At 39.8% G+C, this 18,209-nt stretch carries 21 protein-coding genes; 14 read left to right on the top strand and 7 right to left on the bottom strand.

Translation table 11 applies throughout. The features are described from left to right. Window positions 1-3: 3 nt before the first annotated feature. From ASG46_RS03905 to ASG46_RS03885, 5 genes are all read left to right on the top strand, one after another. Window positions 4-3,147, top strand: a complete 3,144-nt coding sequence (locus tag ASG46_RS03905; RefSeq protein WP_056703255.1) for a bifunctional cytochrome P450/NADPH--P450 reductase — start codon at window positions 4-6, stop codon at window positions 3,145-3,147. A gap of 243 nt (window positions 3,148-3,390) precedes the next feature. Beyond that, window positions 3,391-4,299, top strand: a complete 909-nt coding sequence (locus ASG46_RS03900) for a trypsin-like serine peptidase (protein WP_025207394.1) — start codon at window positions 3,391-3,393, stop codon at window positions 4,297-4,299. 146 nt (window positions 4,300-4,445) lie between these two features. After that, window positions 4,446-6,440: a glycosyltransferase family 39 protein gene (locus ASG46_RS03895; RefSeq protein WP_056703252.1), complete on the top strand. Its 1,995-nt coding sequence runs from the start codon at window positions 4,446-4,448 to the stop codon at window positions 6,438-6,440. Between the two features lie 227 nt (window positions 6,441-6,667). Then, window positions 6,668-7,048: a NucA/NucB deoxyribonuclease domain-containing protein gene (locus ASG46_RS03890; protein ID WP_224559893.1), complete on the top strand. Its 381-nt coding sequence runs from the start codon at window positions 6,668-6,670 to the stop codon at window positions 7,046-7,048. A 143-nt stretch (window positions 7,049-7,191) separates the two neighbouring features. Next, complete coding sequence (locus ASG46_RS03885; protein ID WP_008343823.1) at window positions 7,192-8,040, top strand: STAS domain-containing protein; 849 nt, start codon at window positions 7,192-7,194, stop codon at window positions 8,038-8,040. 34 nt (window positions 8,041-8,074) lie between these two features. On the opposite strand, the gene ASG46_RS03880 is transcribed toward ASG46_RS03885, so the two are convergent. After that, complete coding sequence (locus ASG46_RS03880; protein ID WP_056703249.1) at window positions 8,075-8,617, bottom strand: IseA DL-endopeptidase inhibitor family protein; 543 nt, start codon at window positions 8,615-8,617, stop codon at window positions 8,075-8,077. A gap of 296 nt (window positions 8,618-8,913) precedes the next feature. Here ASG46_RS03880 and ASG46_RS03875 point away from each other — a divergent pair, with 296 nt between their 5' ends. Then, window positions 8,914-9,357, top strand: coding sequence for a hypothetical protein (locus ASG46_RS03875; RefSeq protein WP_056703246.1), 444 nt, complete (start codon window positions 8,914-8,916; stop codon window positions 9,355-9,357). 47 nt (window positions 9,358-9,404) lie between these two features. Here ASG46_RS03875 and lexA read toward each other — a convergent pair whose 3' ends face one another. Beyond that, complete coding sequence (lexA, locus tag ASG46_RS03870) at window positions 9,405-10,025, bottom strand: transcriptional repressor LexA (RefSeq protein ID WP_007499350.1); 621 nt, start codon at window positions 10,023-10,025, stop codon at window positions 9,405-9,407. 159 nt (window positions 10,026-10,184) lie between these two features. On the opposite strand from lexA, the gene yneA reads away from it, so the two are divergent. The 6 genes from yneA to ASG46_RS03840 all read left to right on the top strand — a co-directional run bounded on the left by yneA (window position 10,185) and on the right by ASG46_RS03840 (window position 14,601). Further along, entirely contained in the window at window positions 10,185-10,496 is a 312-nt protein-coding gene (gene yneA / locus ASG46_RS03865) for a cell division suppressor protein YneA (protein WP_007499348.1), read from the top strand. A 17-nt stretch (window positions 10,497-10,513) separates the two neighbouring features. After that, window positions 10,514-11,161, top strand: a complete 648-nt coding sequence (locus ASG46_RS03860) for a YneB family resolvase-like protein (RefSeq protein ID WP_025207396.1) — start codon at window positions 10,514-10,516, stop codon at window positions 11,159-11,161. Window positions 11,162-11,230: 69 nt separating this feature from the next. Next, on the top strand, window positions 11,231-11,461 hold the full coding sequence (locus ASG46_RS03855) for a DUF896 domain-containing protein (protein ID WP_008343816.1): 231 nt from the start codon (window positions 11,231-11,233) through the stop codon (window positions 11,459-11,461). Between the two features lie 188 nt (window positions 11,462-11,649). Beyond that, window positions 11,650-13,653, top strand: a complete 2,004-nt coding sequence (tkt, locus tag ASG46_RS03850) for a transketolase (RefSeq protein WP_041092713.1) — start codon at window positions 11,650-11,652, stop codon at window positions 13,651-13,653. A 198-nt stretch (window positions 13,654-13,851) separates the two neighbouring features. Further along, window positions 13,852-14,298: a sporulation inhibitor of replication protein SirA gene (gene sirA, locus ASG46_RS03845; protein ID WP_056703243.1), complete on the top strand. Its 447-nt coding sequence runs from the start codon at window positions 13,852-13,854 to the stop codon at window positions 14,296-14,298. A gap of 84 nt (window positions 14,299-14,382) precedes the next feature. Next, on the top strand, window positions 14,383-14,601 hold the full coding sequence (locus ASG46_RS03840) for a YneF family protein (protein WP_003212379.1): 219 nt from the start codon (window positions 14,383-14,385) through the stop codon (window positions 14,599-14,601). Window positions 14,602-14,869: 268 nt separating this feature from the next. Here ASG46_RS03840 and ASG46_RS03835 read toward each other — a convergent pair whose 3' ends face one another. Continuing rightward, complete coding sequence (locus ASG46_RS03835) at window positions 14,870-15,043, bottom strand: aspartyl-phosphate phosphatase Spo0E family protein (protein WP_369810454.1); 174 nt, start codon at window positions 15,041-15,043, stop codon at window positions 14,870-14,872. Between the two features lie 208 nt (window positions 15,044-15,251). Between ASG46_RS03835 and ASG46_RS03830 the strand changes: the two genes are divergently transcribed. Both ASG46_RS03830 and ASG46_RS03825 read left to right on the top strand, forming a co-directional pair. Further along, window positions 15,252-15,959: a cytochrome c biogenesis CcdA family protein gene (locus tag ASG46_RS03830; RefSeq protein WP_008343813.1), complete on the top strand. Its 708-nt coding sequence runs from the start codon at window positions 15,252-15,254 to the stop codon at window positions 15,957-15,959. A 94-nt stretch (window positions 15,960-16,053) separates the two neighbouring features. Beyond that, the gene (locus ASG46_RS03825) at window positions 16,054-16,536 is read left to right on the top strand and encodes a CcdC family protein (protein ID WP_056703240.1); all 483 of its coding nucleotides are present in this window, start codon (window positions 16,054-16,056) and stop codon (window positions 16,534-16,536) included. A gap of 21 nt (window positions 16,537-16,557) precedes the next feature. Here the strand turns inward: ASG46_RS03825 and ASG46_RS03820 are convergent, their stop codons facing one another. The 4 genes from ASG46_RS03820 to sspO form a co-directional block, all read right to left on the bottom strand. Next, window positions 16,558-16,986: a DUF2621 domain-containing protein gene (locus tag ASG46_RS03820; protein WP_007499335.1), complete on the bottom strand. Its 429-nt coding sequence runs from the start codon at window positions 16,984-16,986 to the stop codon at window positions 16,558-16,560. Between the two features lie 259 nt (window positions 16,987-17,245). Further along, window positions 17,246-17,635: an Hsp20/alpha crystallin family protein gene (locus tag ASG46_RS03815; RefSeq protein ID WP_024719083.1), complete on the bottom strand. Its 390-nt coding sequence runs from the start codon at window positions 17,633-17,635 to the stop codon at window positions 17,246-17,248. A 102-nt stretch (window positions 17,636-17,737) separates the two neighbouring features. Further along, entirely contained in the window at window positions 17,738-17,884 is a 147-nt protein-coding gene (locus ASG46_RS03810; protein ID WP_003211331.1) for a small acid-soluble spore protein P, read from the bottom strand. Between the two features lie 17 nt (window positions 17,885-17,901). Next, window positions 17,902-18,048 carry a small acid-soluble spore protein O gene (sspO, locus tag ASG46_RS03805; protein WP_008343809.1) on the bottom strand — a complete coding sequence of 49 codons (147 nt, stop codon included), beginning with the start codon at window positions 18,046-18,048 and terminating at the stop codon, window positions 17,902-17,904. Window positions 18,049-18,209: the final 161 nt, after the last annotated feature.

The following is an 18,209-nucleotide window of genomic DNA, read 5'->3' as shown; positions in this document are numbered from 1 at the left end:
CACATGCAACAAACATCAATCATTCCAAAACCAAAAACATACGGACCTTTAAAAAATATTCCTCATATCAAAAAAGGAGAGCTTTCTCAAACCTTTTGGCGGCTGGCAGATGAATTAGGGCCGATCTTTCAGTTTGAATTTTCAAAAGCAACAAGTATTTTTGTTTCCAGCCATGAACTTGCCAAAGAAGTATTTGATGAGAGGCGTTTTGATAAATTCATTGGAAGCAGTCTCAATAAAGTGAGAACATTTTCAGGGGATGGGTTATTCACAAGTTGGACAGAAGAGCCGAATTGGAGAAAGGCTCATCACATCTTGATGCCGGCGTTTAGCCAGCAGGCCATGAAGGGCTATCATGAGATGATGCTCGATATTGCCACACAGCTTGTACAAAAATGGCAAAGAACGGGCCGTGATGAAGAAATTGAAGTAGCAGAGGATATGACAAAGCTCACTTTAGATACGATAGGGCTATGCGGTTTTGATTTTCGATTTAACAGCTTTTACAAAGAAAATCAACATCCATTTATTGAAAGCATGCTGAATGGCTTAAATGAAGCGATGGATCAAGCAAGTAGATTGCCGGTCGCAGATAAATTAATGATCAAAAGAAGAAAAGAATTTGAACAAGATGTTGATTTTATGAAGCAATTAGTAGATGACATTATTCAAGAACGGAAAAAACAAGATAAAACGGGCAATGATTTACTTTCTCTCATGCTACATGCAAAGGATCCTGAAACAGGTGAACGCCTGTCAGATGAAAATATTCGTTATCAAATCATTACCTTCTTAATAGCTGGTCATGAAACAACAAGCGGATTGTTGTCATTTTCGATTTATTTTTTACTAAAAAATCCTGACAAATTAAAAAAAGCCGTACAAGAAGCAGACGACGTGCTACAAGGCGGCCTGCCGACATTTAAGCAGGTTCAAAAACTAAGTTATACGCGTATGGTCTTAAATGAAGCACTTCGCCTCTGGCCGACGGCGCCTACGTTCTCTCTTTATGCGAAAGAGGATACAGTCATTGGAGGAAAATATCCGATCAAAAAAAACCAAAGTGTCAATGTGCTGCTTCCTAAATTACATCGGGATCAAGCGGTTTGGGGGGAGGATGCAGAAGAATTCAAGCCTGAACGTTTTATGCATCCTGAAAAGATTCCACAGCATGCCTATAAACCGTTCGGAAATGGCCAGCGTGCGTGTATTGGGATGCAATTTGCCCTTCATGAAGCCACGATGGTTCTGGCGATGGTTCTGCACAACCTTGAACTGATTGACCATACGTCGTATGAACTGGATTTAAAAGAATCTCTGACGATTAAGCCGAATGATTTTAAAATCAAAGTGCGGCCAAGAAAGCAGCAATTCTTTATGGCGCCTCCGAAAGAAGAACCAACAAAAAGCACGGCATCTGCTGAAGTGAAAATAGCGAGTCATGGAACACCGCTATTGGTCTTGTACGGATCAAATCTTGGCACAGCAAAGCAGATGGCAAACGAATTTGCTGAAGACGGAAAAGCAAAAGGGTTTGACGTGACAACGGCACCGCTTGATGATTATACTCGGAAGTTACCAGAGTCAGGCGCAGTTTTAATTGTAACGGCTTCATACAACGGTCATCCGCCTGATCATGCGAAACAGTTTGTGGATTGGGTGACGCAGGATGAGGAGCAAGATCTATCAAACGTGACATTTGCAGTCTTTGGGTGTGGGGATCGAAATTGGGCGAGCACGTATCAGCGTATTCCTCGTCTGATTGATGAAGCACTTGAAAGAAAAGGGGCGAAGCGTGTAACGGATATTGGTGAAGGCGATGCGGGCGGTGATATGGATGAAGATAAAGAAACATTCCAGAAGACAGTCTTCGATGAGCTTGCAAAAGAATTCAATTTAACCTTGCAGGAGAAACGCCAAGAAAAGCCAAACCTATCCATTGCATATACGAATGAGCTAGTGGAACGTCCTGTAGCTAAAACATACGGTGCCTTTTCAGCTGTTGTATTGAAAAATCAAGAATTACAATCTGAAAAAAGTACCCGCCAAACAAGGCATATCGAACTTCAATTACCTGAAGGCAAGCACTATAAAGAAGGAGATCATATCGGAATCGTGCCAAAAAATAGTGCAACACTCGTTCAGCGAGTGACCGATCGTTTTAAGCTGGATCCCAAGCAGCACATGATACTCTCTTCGGAAAAAGAAGCAAGTCATTTACCATTAAATCAGCCAATTCAAGTCGAAGAATTGTTGGCGTCACATGTAGAGTTGCAAGAGCCTGTGACACGTACTCAGCTAAGAGAACTTGCAAAATATACGGTATGCCCACCTCATCGTATTGAACTTGAACAAATGGCGGGAGAAATTTATCAAGAAGCTGTATTAAAGAAGCGTGTGACCATGCTGGATTTACTAGAACAATACGAAGCATGTGAACTGCCATTTGATCATTTCTTAGCCCTTTTACCAGGATTGAAGCCTCGTTATTACTCGATCTCCAGTTCGCCAAAGGTGGATGAAAAGAGGCTTAGTATCACAGTAGCTGTTGTGAAAGGAAAATCATGGAGCGGACGCGGTGAATACGCAGGCGTCGCATCAAACTATTTATGCGGACTGCAAGAAGGAGATGAAGTGGCCTGCTTCCTTCATGAAGCTCAAGCAGGATTCGGATTGCCGCCTTCTCCTGAAATACCAATGATCATGATTGGACCAGGAACAGGTATCGCCCCGTTTAGAGGGTTCATTCAGGCAAGGGAAACATGGCAAAATGAAGGGAAGCCGTTAGGTGAAGCCCATCTTTATTTTGGCTGCCGCCACCCGCATGAAGATGATCTGTATTATGACGAAATGCAGCTTGCAGAACAAAAAGGAGTCGTCACCATCCACCGTGCTTACTCTCGCTACGAGGAGCAAAAAGTGTATGTCCAGCACTTCATTAAAAATGATGGAGCCAAGCTCATTGAATTGCTCGACAAAGGCGCCTACCTGTATATTTGCGGGGATGGAAAGGTCATGGCACCAGATGTCGAGGCAACACTTATTGAACTGTATCAGACTGAGAAACAGAGTGCGAAAGAAACAGCTGAACAATGGCTGACATCTCTAGCCAATGACAACAGATATGTAAAAGATGTATGGAGCTGATCTCACTGAAAAGAAGACAAAGGACTAAAATAAATCACATTTTAGCCCTTTGTCAACAATCTGAAACCGCCAAAATGGCGGTTTTTCTTTTTTCATAGAGAGATCGCTAGAATAAATATTTGGAAGATACGAAACACCTAATTTACAAATGAAATATTTTGTAAAAAATAAGAATATTCTCTCATTTACTCCAATATGAAACAATCGTATCATTTTTGATATAGGACATAAAGGAGGAATATGATGAAAAAGGTGAAAAAATTAATCCCTTCTCTACTCGTTTTTGGTGCTTTAAGTGTGCCTAGTTTTGCCCATGCAGCATCTGATTCAGTACTTACGTCTGATTATGACATGGTGACTTCTGACGGAAAGGTGATTTCTTCAGCTGACTTCCACAACGATTTGAAAACCCCCTCATCCTTTGACAAAGTGGATGATCTCTCTTCTACTATTGGCGAAAAAGTAAAACCACTCACAAAATATTTAAAAGACTTTCAAACAAAAGTAGTCATTGGAGACGATGGTAGAACAAAAGTGACGAATACAAGAGTAGCACCCTATAATTCTATTGCTTATATTACATTTGGTGGATCTAGCTGCACAGGAACACTCATTGCTCCAAACAAAATATTGACAAACGGACACTGCGTCTACAATACAGCCACAAGAAGCTATAGTGCAAAAGGGTCTGTCTACCCAGGCATGAATGACAGCACGGCCGTGAACGGCTCAGCAAACATGACCGAATTCTATGTACCAAGTGGATATATCAACACGGGGGCGAGTCAATATGATTTTGCCGTCATTAAAACAGATACGAACATTGGAAATACGGTCGGCTATCGCTCTATTCGTCAAGTGACAAATCTAACAGGTACAACGATTAAAATTTCTGGATATCCAGGTGATAAAATGAGATCGACTGGCAAAGTGTCACAATGGGAAATGTCAGGTCCAGTCACGAGAGAAGATACGAATCTCGCATACTATACGATCGATACATTTAGCGGAAACTCTGGCTCTGCGATGCTAGATCAGAACCAACAAATCGTCGGGGTCCATAATGCGGGTTATTCAAACGGAACGATCAACGGCGGACCAAAAGCGACTGCTGCCTTTGTTGAATTTATCAACTATGCGAAGGCGCAATAAAAAATAGGGCATTCAGCTTGTTTCCTTTACAGGGGACAGGCTTTTTTTATCGTCAAATGCAGAAAAGTTTCTTTTTTTGTTCATCACTATTTCATATTTAAAAGCTATGCTGAATGAAATAAATGAAAAAGAAAGAAGAGATATGAGTGAAAAATAAAAAAATAGATATGATATTGTTGTTGATTTTACTGATCGCAGCTTTTCTCTACACCTATCAAATTTGGCAGAATGACAGTGCCAATCAATATTATTTAGCTGCAGTCAAAAGTATGTCCAAAAGCTTCCATCACTTTTTTTATGCCTCGTTTGATGCAACTGGATTCGTATCAATTGATAAACCACCCGTCGTTTTATGGATTCAAACCATCAGTGCACTTATTTTTGGCTTTCATACATGGAGTGTGATATTGCCGCAGGCACTTGCTGGAGTGGGGTCTGTTCTTCTTCTTTATCTCATGATAAAACCAGCTTTCGGTCAAGGTGCTGCAAGGGTGTCAGCGGCCGTTATGGCTCTCACACCAATTGCCGCAGCTGTGAGCAGAACGAACAATATCGACAGTATGCTCGTCTTCACATTACTTGCGGGTACGTATTTCTTGATGCGTGCTGTAAAAAGAGGGAAGTTGCGCTGGCTTCTTATTGCCTTCGCTTTGGTAGCGGTAGGATTTAATATGAAGATGCTGCAAGCTTTTATGGTCGTTCCGGCATTTATTTTCTACTATTTCATTGCTGCTCGCGTACCGTTAAAAAAGAAAATTTTCTCTCTCTTATGCTCGATCGTCGTATTAGTCTGCTTATCTCTATCGTGGGCAGTTGCTGTAGATATGACAGCTGAAAGTGAGCGCCCTTATGTGGGAAGCAGCCAAACAAATTCAGTGTTAGAACTTGCCTTTGGTTATAACGGCACGGAACGGCTGCTTGGTCAGACGACAGGGAAATCCTTTGGTGACATGAACCAGCAAGCAGGTATGGTGATGCCAGACAATTCTGGATTAGGCGATTCGTCAGAGGATCAGTCAAACAGAAATCAGCCGCCGCCATCCCAAAATCAAATGATGCCACCTCAACATGGTCCAGATGGTGGTTCTCCGCCTGGAAGTGCTGTAGGTCAACAAAGCATGAATATGTATGGCATTGGGAATCCCGGTATATTTCGTTTATTTCAATCTGCATTGTCAGGTCAAATCAGCTGGATGCTGCCGTTTGCTTTGTTTGGACTTTTAGGGATGATCATCAGCTGGTGGAAGGAGAGAAAAGCTCAATTAAATGAATGGAAACAAACGATGTTTTGGACAGCATGGCTGATTCCTGCTGCCGGATTCTTTAGTATTGCGGGTTTCTTTCACCATTACTATCTCATTATGCTTGCCCCGCCTATTGCAGCACTATGCGGCATAGGAGCTAAGAAGATGGGAGATTTATTTAAGGCCAACAAAGGAGTATCTGCGTATTTGCTTCCAGCAGCAATCGCTGTTACAGCCATCTTCCAAGGGTATATTTTGAGTAACTATACGACTCAAATCAGTAGTATTTGGATGTATGCCATTGCGATTGCAGGGATGATTATCGCTATCCTATTGCTGATATACAGAGAAAAACAATTGATCATGAAACGACTGCTCATCACCGCTTTGACAACGCTGTTACTGATTCCAGGTTTTTGGTCCGCCACCCCAATCATCTATGGTGGAAATGCTGTTCTTCCAGAGGCAGGTGTACAGCTGGCTAGTTCACGAGGAGGGAACATGTTTACATCTAGTGTCGATCAAGGCTTACTCACTTATTTAAAGGCGCATCAAACAGGAGAAACGTATTTATTTGCAACGCTTACGACTGTTACCGCAGCGCCATATATTATTGATGAAGATGAGAATGTCATGGCTTTAGGCGGTTTTAATGGGACAGATCCTATTTTGACTGTCAATAAATTAAAAGCACTTATTCAACAAGGAAAGGTGAAATACTTTTTATTACCAGACAATCAGTCATCAGCTAACAGCAAATTGGTGAGCTGGATTAAATCACATGGTACAGTCATCTCATCAGAAGAATATAAACAATCCTCATCAGCTGAAGAAGGGATGCCGTCCGAGATGTCTTCGCAAAATGAAATATTATATAGAGTAGATGAAATATCTTAAGTAGAACAAGGCGAATGATGAAGAAATCATTCGCTTTTTCTTATGAATCTTTTGCTAGGCAGATTCAGCTCATGTTTTTCACATGTCATCACGCAGCCACTCATACATTAAAAATGACTCATTTCCTTCAAGTCAACATCATTTCATCAAAAGTATGAGGAGGTCACGAGCTTTTGAAAATGAGAAAAGGCTGGATCGCTGCTGTCGTTCTTTGTTTTGTCATTTGGATGGGTGCGTTATTAGGTGGTTTTGGAGAGGATCGTTCCGCAAAAGGGGCAGATCGTTACGATCATGTGATTCAATTTCCTAAGGAACGGTATCCTGAAACAGGCAGTCATATTCAAGAAGCTATTCGAAAAGGGCACTCAGATGTGTGTACCATTGACCGAAATGGGGCAGATGCCCGCAGGCAAGAATCATTAAAAGGAATTCCCACAAAACCTGGTTTTGACCGTGATGAATGGCCGATGGCGGTGTGTCTTGAAGGAGGAAAGGGGGCGAGCGTTCAATATGTCAGTCCATCAGATAATAGAGGCGCTGGTTCATGGGTCGGGCATCAAATCAGTGGGTATCCTGACGGGAAACGAATTTTATTTATTGTCAAATAAACATAGACAAGAGGCTCCTTGAGAGGGGCTCTTTTTGTTCAACAGGAGCGTATTCGAGCTAGCAGGTACAAAAGATTCAGTGGTACAATTAATCCATCAGGTACAAAGACTGACAAGTAGAAAATGTGAAGGGACATATGCTTATGGAAAAGAACCGTGCATTATACGATTTTTTCATGCAACATGCAGAGAAACTGACTGAAACATGGTATGAATCAATTGAGGATGATGATCCAGAATCCATTTATCGTTCAACAGATTCCAGCATCATAGCAGAGCTAAAACGGCAAAATCAAGATTATTATCAGCATTTTATACGCGCACTTATTGAAGACAAGACGTATTTACATACGAAATTTAAAAAATGGTCTGAAGACTTAGCAAGTGATCCGAAGCACTTGAACACGCCATTAGATTACGTCGTGAGAGAATATATGTCCAATCAAAGAGTAGTTCTTCATTACTTAAAAGAGTTTATAAAACAGCATCAAGGTGATATTGACATTGACCGAATATTTTATTGGTATGATTTGATATCTGAGGCATTTAACATTTCAATTCATGTCTTTATTCAGCAATATGTGAAAAATACCACCAAAAAACTCGTTGCACAAAGAGACATGATTTATGAGTTGAGTTCCCCAGTCATTGTGTTAAAAAGTCATGTTGCCTTATTGCCTTTAGTTGGAGATATTGACACTGCGCGAGCAAAGATTATCTTAGAAAATACATTAAAACAGTGTTCGCAAAAAGGTGTTCAACATTTATGTATTGATTTATCGGGTGTCGTCATCATTGATACGATGGTAGCACATCAAATCTTTGATCTTGTCACGTCACTTCGGTTAATCGGGGTTGATACGACCATTTCAGGTATTAGACCAGAAATTGCTCAAACGGCTGTACAGCTTGGACTTCCTTTTAATGAATTTCAAACGGCTTCATCACTTGCTCACGCTTTAGATCGTATGACTGAATTTTCACCAATATAAAAAACCAGGCCTAGTAAACGGCCTGGTTTTTTATTTAGATCACAGCGTCAATTTTTGTTACTTTCCAATCCTTTTGTACTTTCTCGAAAGTGACAGTACGTTTTACTTTGCGTCCATCAAGTGTTGGGACTGTGAATTCGTATGTGCGGATTGTATTTTTCTTAGAGACGAGTTTAGGTGTTGCCTTATTCCAATTAAGCATATTGTCTCCGTCACCAACTGGCACAGCCATTTTTCCTTTATGAACGATGAACTGATAGTCTTTTAAACCGTGAGTAATGGCATCTTTTGTGAACACTTGAGATAGATAGCTGTTTAGTTTTTTCTTTGTATCAAATGTGTTAGACAGGTAGTTGTAAGTCATGTCTTTATAAGTAAATGATTTTAATTTGTAATCTGAATGCTCTTTAATGTTGTAGCCTGACATAGCACTCCAAAAGTGTTCTCTTGCATCAAGGGCAATATGTAACGCTTCTTTATTTGTCAAAGCGGCTGATTTTTTGGAAGCGGCCAGTGTTGTTGTTTGTAATGAGATCATAAGCATAATAGCGGTTAATAAAACAAATAATTTTTTCAAGGCGATTGCCTCCTTTTCTCAATGAAAACTTCTTATGTTACAAATGTTACAATAGTTACAGAGATATTACAAGTATTAAATCTAAATGTTTTTTATTTCTTTTCTTTCTATCTATATAACGTTTGGGGGAGACAAAAAGTTTTCATTTTTTTATTTTTTTCTTCCTCATTAGTATTTAACCGTTCTAAAGAAGAATAAAACGTCTTTTGGAAAGATTTCTATTTGTCTCCTCAACACTCTTTTTTTATGTATGACATATACTGTCGTGATGAATGTCTAAGAAAGTGGTGTTTAGTATGTATAATCCATATGAAGGTACGTGGAATGGGTACTTGTACGATCGGCAGGTACAAAGCATGCCGGCGTTTCCTATTTCTCAAGTTGGAGGATTTCCCGGCTTGCCATTCGGAGGGACTGGGCAAGGGCAAGGTGCAGGAGGACAATCGGTCCCGCCAGCCCCGCCGCAGCATATCATCTCGCAATATCACCAAGCAGTTTCTCAGCCTCAAAGTATGCAGCCGCTCATTGCAGGGCAGAGTGTAGGCGGAAGCCAGCAAACGGTTCAATTTGCAGCTGGATGTAATAGAAGGTGGACCATTGTGTTCCTTAGAAACGGTCAAGTATTTCTCATGTATGTTCTTTCCTCGCAGCCTTTTGGCCGTACAACGGGTTTCATATGGCCGAACTTTACATTTGGCTCGTTCCCAAGCTCTAGTATTCTTGCATATTCTTGTTCATAAAAGAAAAAGCCGGCTCTCATCAGCAGTTGATGAAATACCGGCTTTTTTTAATGAATATTTCTAAATACGCCAATCACTTTACCTAGTATACTCACATTCTGTAAAATAATCGGTTCCATTGATGGATTCTCGGGCTGTAATCTAAAGTGTGTATCTTCCTTATAAAAACGTTTCACTGTTGCTTCATCTTCTTCTGTCATAGCCACCACAATATCTCCATTGTTGGCAGTGCTTTGTTGACGCACAATGACGTAGTCTTTGTCCAAAATACCTGCATCGATCATACTTTCTCCCATAATTTCAAGCATAAATACTTGTTCATCTGGCGCTGCAAAAGTTTCTGGAAGTGGGAAATATTCTTCTACATTCTCAACAGCCGTGATAGGCAAGCCTGCTGTGACTTTTCCGATGACTGGAACATTCATTACAGCGCTCTTTGGAATATTCATTTCCTCTTCATCTAGTACTTCGATCGCTCTAGGTTTCGTTGGGTCTCTTCTAATTAAACCTTTCGTTTCTAGTCTAGCTAAATGTCCATGGACAGTTGAACTTGATGCTAGACCGACAGCTTCGCCAATTTCACGAACGGATGGGGGATAACCCTTGCTTTTTACTTCTTCTTTTATGAATTTCAGGATATCGAGTTGTCTTTTTGATAGCTTCGTCATCTTTTGCACCTCAAAACGTCAATTTTAAAGAAATTATAGCATGTTTTTCCTAACAGTACAAACATAGGTTCGAAAAAAACGTTTGACAGAAACGTTTGTTCGTATTTATAATGAGTGTCAGAAACAACGAACACACATTCTATTAGGAGAGATGACATTATGAGGTTAAAGGAATCTATTATTTTTATTGGGCTATTCTCATTCATCGTTGGCATATTTCTCTCACTTATTGCAGTCACTAGCCATAATGATCCAAATCAATATGTTAAAATAGAGGTTCAATCAGGTGATACTCTTTGGGGATTAGCTGATCAAGTAAACGACAGTAAATCAATCGATAAAAATGCTTTTATTGACTGGGTAACTGAACACAATGATCTCGCTTCAACTGACATCCAGCCTGGAGATATCCTTGTCATTCCAGTTAAAAAAGAGCATCCAGTCGTATATCAACTTGCAACAGTACAGTAGAAAGGTCGATTGAAGACATGAATGCAATCATTTATGCGAGAGTAAGTACTGCCAAAGAAGAGCAAGAAACCTCGCTTAAAAGACAAGAAGAAGAACTGCTTGCTTTAGCTGCAGCGCACAAGATGAATGTAGTCAAAGTGATTAAAGAAAAAGCGAGTGGATACGATCTTGATCGTGACGGTGTTTTTGACATGCTGGCTACGCTGAAAGAGGAAGAAATCGATGCTGTTCTCATTCAAGATGAGACACGCCTTGGAAGAGGGCAGGCGAAAATCGCTCTTCTTCATTGTCTGTTTAAAGAGAAAGTCAAGGTGTACAGCGTATTTCATAGAGGAGAGCTTGAGCTTTCAGAAGCAGACGAGATGGTCATTGAAATTGTAGGTGTTGTTGAAGAGTATCAGCGGAAAATTCATAATTTAAAAATTAAGCGTGGGATGAAAAAAGCTGTTGAGCGAGGGTATCAACCCGAACTGAATTTAAAACACCAAGAACAGGCGCCTGGCCGCGAACGTATTGAAGTACCGATTTCTGAAATTGTTCGATTAAGAAAAAATAACATGACATTCGCTGAAATTGCAGTGACATTGCAGGCACTTGGTTTTGACATTTCAAAAGCAACCGTCCATAGAAGGTACCAAGAATATGAAAAAGGGCTTGCGACTTAAAGCGTGATTTGTTGTAAAAATGACTGATATTTAGTAGTATGTAGAGAAAATGTTTTAAAGGAGTTTGTCATGATTTCTAAAGAACAGCTTGCAAGAATCAATGAGCTTTCAAAAAAGTCGAAAGAGGCCGGTTTGTCGGACGCTGAGAAAACAGAACAGAAGCAATTAAGAGAGGAATATTTAAAGGCTTTTCGTTCTTCTATGAAAAATACACTCAAAACCGTGAAAATCGTCGATCCAGAAGGAAACGATGTCACACCAGAAAAATTAAAAAGAGAAAGAGACCAGAATCTTCATTAAAGGTCATCATTTCTTGATTTTTGAAAAGATGGGAGGAATATTCTCATCTTTTTTCATATTTGTATAAGTTTTTAGGTGATCGATAAACTAAATGTGACAAAATCCTTCTTTTTCGGCGTGAAATAGTTGTGAAAAAAGGACAGTAGATTTATGATAATGGTGTACACAAGATACGGAAGGGGATTTATATGGAAACGATTGAATTGAAATCTATTGCAACAATACGTACTCTCTCCATAGACGCAATTGAAAAAGCGAATTCCGGTCACCCTGGAATGCCGATGGGCGCTGCACCAATGGCATACGCTTTATGGACGAATCACTTAAACGTAAGTCCGCAAAATCCAAATTGGTTTAACAGAGACCGTTTTGTGTTATCTGCGGGACATGGCTCTATGCTTTTATATAGCATGCTTCATTTAAGCGGATACAATCTGAGCATCGAAGATTTAAAACAATTCCGCCAATGGGGAAGCAAAACACCTGGACATCCTGAGTTTGGACATACAGAGGGTGTAGATGCGACAACAGGTCCTTTAGGACAAGGGATTGCGATGGCTGTTGGAATGGCACTTGCAGAAAGACATCTTGCAGAAACGTATAACAAAGATAACTTTAATGTTGTGGATCACTATACATACAGCATTTGCGGAGATGGAGACTTAATGGAGGGCATTTCCTCTGAAGCTGCTTCACTTGCTGGTCATTTAGGCTTAGGCCGTTTAATTGTTCTTTATGATTCAAATGACATTTCTTTAGATGGCGACCTCGATCGTTCTTTCTCTGAAAATGTGAAGAATCGTTTTGAAGCGATGAATTGGGAAGTTCTTTATGTAAAAGACGGCAATAACATTGACGAAGTGACGGCTGCCATTGAAAAAGCCAAACAAAGTACAGACAAACCTACACTTATTGAAGTGAAGACGACAATCGGTTTCGGATCTCCAAACCGTGCGGGAACGTCTGGGGTGCACGGTGCACCGCTTGGCAGTGAGGAAGCGAAGCTAACGAAGGAAGCTTATTCTTGGACGTTTGAAGAAGATTTCCATGTACCTTCTGAAGTGTACGATCATTTCAAAACAGCTGTTAAAGACGCTGGACAGAAAAAAGAAGCAGCGTGGAATGAACTGTTTGAGCAATATGAAAAAGAATATCCAGAACTAGCAGCTCAGCTGAAGCTTGCGATTGAAGGAAAACTTCCTGAGAATTGGGATCAAGAGGTTCCTGTTTATGAAGCAGGTTCAAGCCTTGCCTCTCGTGCTTCTTCTGGAGAAGTATTAAATGGCATTGCAAAACAAGTACCATTCTTTATTGGCGGGTCTGCTGACCTTGCTGGATCAAATAAAACAACAATCAAAGATACAACTGACTTTGGCAGAGAGAATTACGCTGGCAGAAACATTTGGTTTGGTGTGAGAGAATTCGCAATGGGTGCAGCATTAAACGGTATGGCACTTCACGGCGGACTTCGAGTATTCGGCGGAACATTCTTTGTTTTCTCTGACTACTTAAGACCTGCCATTCGTCTTGCTGCATTAATGGGACTTCCTGTCACTTATGTATTTACGCATGACAGCATTGCGGTTGGGGAAGATGGACCAACGCATGAGCCAGTTGAACAGCTTGCTTCATTACGTGCGATGCCTAACCTTTCTGTGATTCGTCCAGCTGATGGAAACGAAACAGCTGCAGCATGGAAAATTGCTGTATCTTCAACGAATAAACCGACAGCGCTTGTTCTTACTCGTCAAAACCTTCCAACGATTGATCAAGCACCAGAGAAGGCGTATGAAGGCGTAGAAAAAGGTGGATATGTCGTCGTTGAAGCAGCTGATGCACAGCCAGAAGCTCTTCTACTTGCTTCAGGATCTGAAGTAGGTTTAGCCATTGAAGCGCAAAAAGCACTTGAAAAAGAAGGCATTCGCGTTTCTGTCGTGAGCTTACCTGCATGGGATCGCTTTGATGAGCAGTCAGACGAATACAAAGAGTCCGTTCTTCCTAAAGCAGTGAGAGCACGTGTTGCAATCGAAATGGGTGCTTCACTTGGTTGGGAACGTTACACTGGCCTTGATGGCGATGTGATTGCGATTGATAAATTTGGCGCTTCTGCACCAGGCGAAACCATTATTGAAAAATACGGTTTCACTGTCAGCAACGTGGTGAGCCGCGTAAAGGCAAAGCTAAATAAATAATCAGTCTCCAAGCATCATGCTTTTTTGCAGTCGGTTTGCAGAGCTTTTCACTATGCTCTGCAAACTTTTTTCTTTTTTCTTGTTTTTTTGACAAAACTAGTTTCTTCTTGCTTCATATATAGACAATTCTTTCTTTCACATTTTTGTATAATACAAGCAATAAGCGAGATTGACGAAATGTGAAAGGAAGGGATAGACATGGAACGCCATTATTATATTTATTGGATTGAGGATGAGTTTGCTCATCATTATTTTGGTAGAGAATCTACCTTGTTTCATTTGTTTGAATCGTTACACTGGACGAACCGCAGTGATGATGAATTAGTCATGCTTGTTAAGCAAGTGGATTATGTAACGAAACGAATCCCTGCTTTTCATATGCACCAGCGTTTAATGAACAATTTAACCAACATTCACTATACACAAATAGGCTCAATATACAGTGCATCGCTGCCAGATGGAAAAGGCACAGCCGCATTCATTATAAAAGACCGTTACATTCAAATGTCTGCCACAGGCAGTTATGAGGCAGAAGCGGTGTTTTTTGAAGTACTCAGAAAAATTAGTCCTTGTTTCCTAGCTATGGACTTTGGATCAAAGAAGCATGGTTGGCTCAATCCGGTAAAAGTGAGGAATTTTGTTTAAAAAAATAAAATTGAACGTGAAATGTTGTATAATAGCCTTTTGTTTAGTACACTTTATACGAGACAACATGAAGGAGGAAGAATTATGGATTTATGGGTTGTCATCCTTGTAGGCGTTGTTGCACTGCTTGCAGGAGTTGCACTCGGATTCTTTATTGCTCGTAAGTATATGATGAGCTACTTGAAAAAGAATCCACCAATTAATGAACAAATGCTTCGAATGATGATGATGCAAATGGGCATGAAACCGTCCCAAAAGAAAATCAATCAAATGATGAAAGCCATGAACAACCAAGCGAAATAATACGTACGTTATTATGATCATAGATGGAACATGGTCCCTAAAGATTGGACAAGCGATGTCCTTTCTTTATTGAAGTCACCTTCATCAGACGCATAAAACCACTGTACTTGCATGAATAAAGCAGGGAAAGTGGTTTTTATTTTGCCGTGAACCGTCCGTTAAAGACAAAACAAAAAACCCCTGTGAGCAGAGGTTTTCGTTTCTTTTATTGTCACACATATCAACTTTTCTAAAATCGTGCGGCATTTGTTTCTATCTTGAGATATCATTAGTTGGCTGAGTTTGAGTGTAAGTGTCGTTGATATTGTAAGAGGAGATGATCTAGCTGCTGGCTATGTTCGATGGTCACTGTTGATGTCATCCCATTATGCAAGACAACTTTCATCAACTCTTCTCTTTTTTCTTCAATTTGAGTTAATAATGATGTTTTTACCAAAGTCATGTTCCTTTCATGCAAATCTTGATAAAAAGAATCGGTTCTATTATATCCATTTTAAGGTTTATTTTCAAATTTAAAGGGTTTGGTATCTTGATGTCAAATTAAATTATATAAGGTTTTAAGAGATTAGACCATCTTTATTGAGATGATGTAAAAAAAATGAAATGAATTTGTCATCTCTTATTGTATATTGTAAGAAGGGGGTGTTCTTTTGTCAGATTTGAATTACTTTTTAGCGTTTGGAGCAGGGTTTCTTTCTTTTATCTCACCGTGCTGTCTGCCACTTTATCCAGCCTTTTTATCCTATATTACGGGCGTTAGTATAGATGAAGTGAAATCTGAGAAGGTGATGCTGAGAAGGAGAAGTCTTCTTCATACATTATTCTTTTTAATTGGATTCTCTCTCATTTTTATTGCCATTGGATTTGGGACATCGTTTGTTGGGAAGTTTTTCATTGAATATCAAGATGCGATTCGTCAAATTGGTGCCATTCTCATTATTTTCTTTGGCTTTATGATTCTTGGTGTATTTCAGCCTTCTTTTTTAATGGGAGAAAAGAGGTTGCAGTTTAAGAATCGTCCAGCCGGTTTTTTTGGATCGATTCTCATCGGAATGGGTTTTGCTGCTGGTTGGACACCATGTACCGGCCCGATTTTATCAGCTGTCATCACACTTGCCAGCAACAAGCCAGAGTCCGCTGTGACCTACATGATTGCGTATGTATTAGGTTTTGCTATCCCATTTTTTGTTCTTTCCTTTTTCATCACAAAAATGGCTTGGATCAGAAAGCGTCAGCAGCTCATTATGAAAACTGGCGGGATTATTATGATCGTGGTAGGAATCTTGCTGTTCTTTGATCTTCTGACGTGGATCATTATTATGTTCTCATCATTATTTGGAGGATTTACTGGTTTTTGAAATCGTTTTCTACAGTCGCGGCGAATGGTTTTTTTTCGTCAATTGGAGTATATTATACATAGGCTGACCTTAAAGAATAAAGGAATGATTTGATATGATGATCATAATTTCTTCTATAGTGGCGGTATGTATGGCGGTAGCCGTCATGTTTATTCGCATTAAATCATCTGCAAAACCTGCAACCGCGAAAAAAATTATTTTACCTCCTATCTTTATGAGCACTGGTGCACTGATGTTTTTTGTGCCAATGTTTCAAGTAACTGGAGCTGAGTTTTTAGAGGCGATTACTGTAGGGATGTTTTTCTCTATCTTTTTAATTAAAACATCGAAATTTGAAATTAGAGGCAATGAAATCTATTTGAAGCGTTCAAAAGCATTTGTGTTTATTCTCATTGGACTTCTTGTCCTTCGTATCGGTATGAAGACGATTTTAAGCTCTTCCATTGATTATGGTGCGCTCAGCGGGATGTTTTGGATTCTAGCCTTTGGCATGATTGTCCCTTGGCGGATTGCGATGTATTTGTCGTTTAGAAAGATGTCTAAACAATTAGATCTGCAGCAGGCCCAAATAAATTAAACCTCCTTTTTAAAAAGGAGGTTATTTTAATAAAGATTCATATGGCGAATGGTCGATCTTTTTTTCTTGAAGGCGCTTTAGTAGAAATTTATGATCCCGCTTCGGTGTAGCGATAATATAGCCGCGAATGATTAAGTCTAAATTAATGCTGGCCGCTTGTTCTTTAAGTGCCAGCTCGCCAATTTTACCGGCGATTTTTTCTTTGGCGACGTCTCTAAACAGCTCTGGAACCGGTAATACTAGCTCATTTAATAGCTGTTTGTCTTCATCGCGCCATAGGTGCAGGCTCTTTTGAATATATTCATCCTGCCAATCAAGCTCTGATTTCCCGTCTTCTTTCGGCAATCGTTTTAAAAACTTGCGAAACATAAAAAAGCCACCGATTGCTAGTAATCCAATCATCACTGTACCCCAAAATAAAATGAACCACAAAAACCAGCCGCTTAACATGTTCTCACTCCCTATATCCCTTCTCTCTACTCTATTTTACATGAAGGGAAGGTAGAAGAAAATAACAAAAATGTATGTGTTTTTTCTCTATAAACGCCTTTTTTGATAAAGAGGTGCCCATTTACTAGAATGACCCAAACCATTTAGTAGAAAAGGAATACATTATTGTATAGCGACTCTACTATTTGGCCATGGTGGTTCGCACAAGGTATTGACTTGAAACGAACGGAAGAGAGCCCACCTGTATACAGGTGGGCTCTTAATGTTTGAAGTGCGGCATTTGAAAGGAAAATGCTCCGTCTTGACGATGGGCATCCTTTTTGATTTTGATTGATATGATTCTGTTTTCGTAATCTGTATCAATGTCTTTGTCATTCAAATAAAAAGGGAGCATGACACTTTTTTCAATCGGCTGTTCTCTTTCATCAATCAAATAAGCGAGGATGAGCTCACATCCGGAAAAGGTCAGTTTTAAATCAGTGATCGATAGGGTGGAGAGGTCGATCTCAATAATATAATCACGGCTCGTTTCATAAAGATCGATTGGGAGCTGTTCGTCATACCATGCAAAAGGATCATCCATTAATACACTCAGCCAATCATCTATTTCAAGAAAATCAGAGGAATTCACTTGCTTTTCATTCTCCATAAACACTCCTCCATCACATCTCATAATAAATCATATGATGAAAGTTGAAATGTGTGAAAGACCTAAAACATCCCGTTTGGTCACGGGCTTAAGAGAAAATGTTTACATATCATGATGTGAATTGTGCTTTTGTCTTGTATGGTTGCGGTTTTTCACTTTTTTACTGCCTGATAGTGGCTCAGGCTGCCCGCCTTGATGCTCTTTAGGAGAGTTTTGACGTATGTCTTTCCCGGTGTTTTTGTTCGTCATCATTACTCACTCCTTTCTTATTGGTTTTTTTTACGCTTTTTATTGTTTTGCTTTTGTTCTTCTGTTAAAACGAGCTGATCATTTTCTATATAGCCTGCACCATTTCCTTGGCTTTTGGCTGCGTTCATGCCTTCAATGACATGATTTGCTTTTCTTTTTGTCATGTTCTATCACCTCAGCATTAGTATGAACCCGTGCTGCTCAGTTTATGAAGAGTAATCATTTCCTCATGATAAGCTAAACTTATTGAATTTAATAAAAGCATTGTTATTTACTTATGTATGAATTTGTTTTAAGATGAAATTGTGAGAAAATTGTGGTGAAA

This window comes from Bacillus sp. Leaf49 (assembly GCF_001426125.1).
GTDB classification, from domain to species: Bacteria; Bacillota; Bacilli; order Bacillales; family Bacillaceae; genus Bacillus; species Bacillus altitudinis.
Note: the sequence above shows the minus strand (reverse complement) of the source record. Positions and strands in the feature narration are given on the sequence as shown.

Coding starts and splice junctions, on each gene's coding strand:
- ASG46_RS03825 (WP_056703240.1), top strand. CDS start 16,054: ATGATGATCATAATTTCTTCTATAGTGGCGGTATGTATGGCGGTAGCC.
- ASG46_RS03815 (WP_024719083.1), bottom strand. CDS start 17,635: ATGGAGAATGAAAAGCAAGTGAATTCCTCTGATTTTCTTGAAATAGAT.
- yneA (WP_007499348.1), top strand. CDS start 10,185: ATGAGGTTAAAGGAATCTATTATTTTTATTGGGCTATTCTCATTCATC.
- ASG46_RS03810 (WP_003211331.1), bottom strand. CDS start 17,884: ATGACGAACAAAAACACCGGGAAAGACATACGTCAAAACTCTCCTAAA.
- ASG46_RS03820 (WP_007499335.1), bottom strand. CDS start 16,986: ATGTTAAGCGGCTGGTTTTTGTGGTTCATTTTATTTTGGGGTACAGTG.
- ASG46_RS03835 (WP_369810454.1), bottom strand. CDS start 15,043: ATGACTTTGGTAAAAACATCATTATTAACTCAAATTGAAGAAAAAAGA.
- ASG46_RS03860 (WP_025207396.1), top strand. CDS start 10,514: ATGAATGCAATCATTTATGCGAGAGTAAGTACTGCCAAAGAAGAGCAA.
- sspO (WP_008343809.1), bottom strand. CDS start 18,048: ATGACAAAAAGAAAAGCAAATCATGTCATTGAAGGCATGAACGCAGCC.
- ASG46_RS03875 (WP_056703246.1), top strand. CDS start 8,914: ATGTATAATCCATATGAAGGTACGTGGAATGGGTACTTGTACGATCGG.
- lexA (WP_007499350.1), bottom strand. CDS start 10,025: ATGACGAAGCTATCAAAAAGACAACTCGATATCCTGAAATTCATAAAA.
- ASG46_RS03840 (WP_003212379.1), top strand. CDS start 14,383: ATGGATTTATGGGTTGTCATCCTTGTAGGCGTTGTTGCACTGCTTGCA.
- ASG46_RS03890 (WP_224559893.1), top strand. CDS start 6,668: ATGGGTGCGTTATTAGGTGGTTTTGGAGAGGATCGTTCCGCAAAAGGG.
- ASG46_RS03900 (WP_025207394.1), top strand. CDS start 3,391: ATGAAAAAGGTGAAAAAATTAATCCCTTCTCTACTCGTTTTTGGTGCT.
- ASG46_RS03855 (WP_008343816.1), top strand. CDS start 11,231: ATGATTTCTAAAGAACAGCTTGCAAGAATCAATGAGCTTTCAAAAAAG.
- ASG46_RS03905 (WP_056703255.1), top strand. CDS start 4: ATGCAACAAACATCAATCATTCCAAAACCAAAAACATACGGACCTTTA.
- sirA (WP_056703243.1), top strand. CDS start 13,852: ATGGAACGCCATTATTATATTTATTGGATTGAGGATGAGTTTGCTCAT.
- ASG46_RS03885 (WP_008343823.1), top strand. CDS start 7,192: ATGGAAAAGAACCGTGCATTATACGATTTTTTCATGCAACATGCAGAG.
- tkt (WP_041092713.1), top strand. CDS start 11,650: ATGGAAACGATTGAATTGAAATCTATTGCAACAATACGTACTCTCTCC.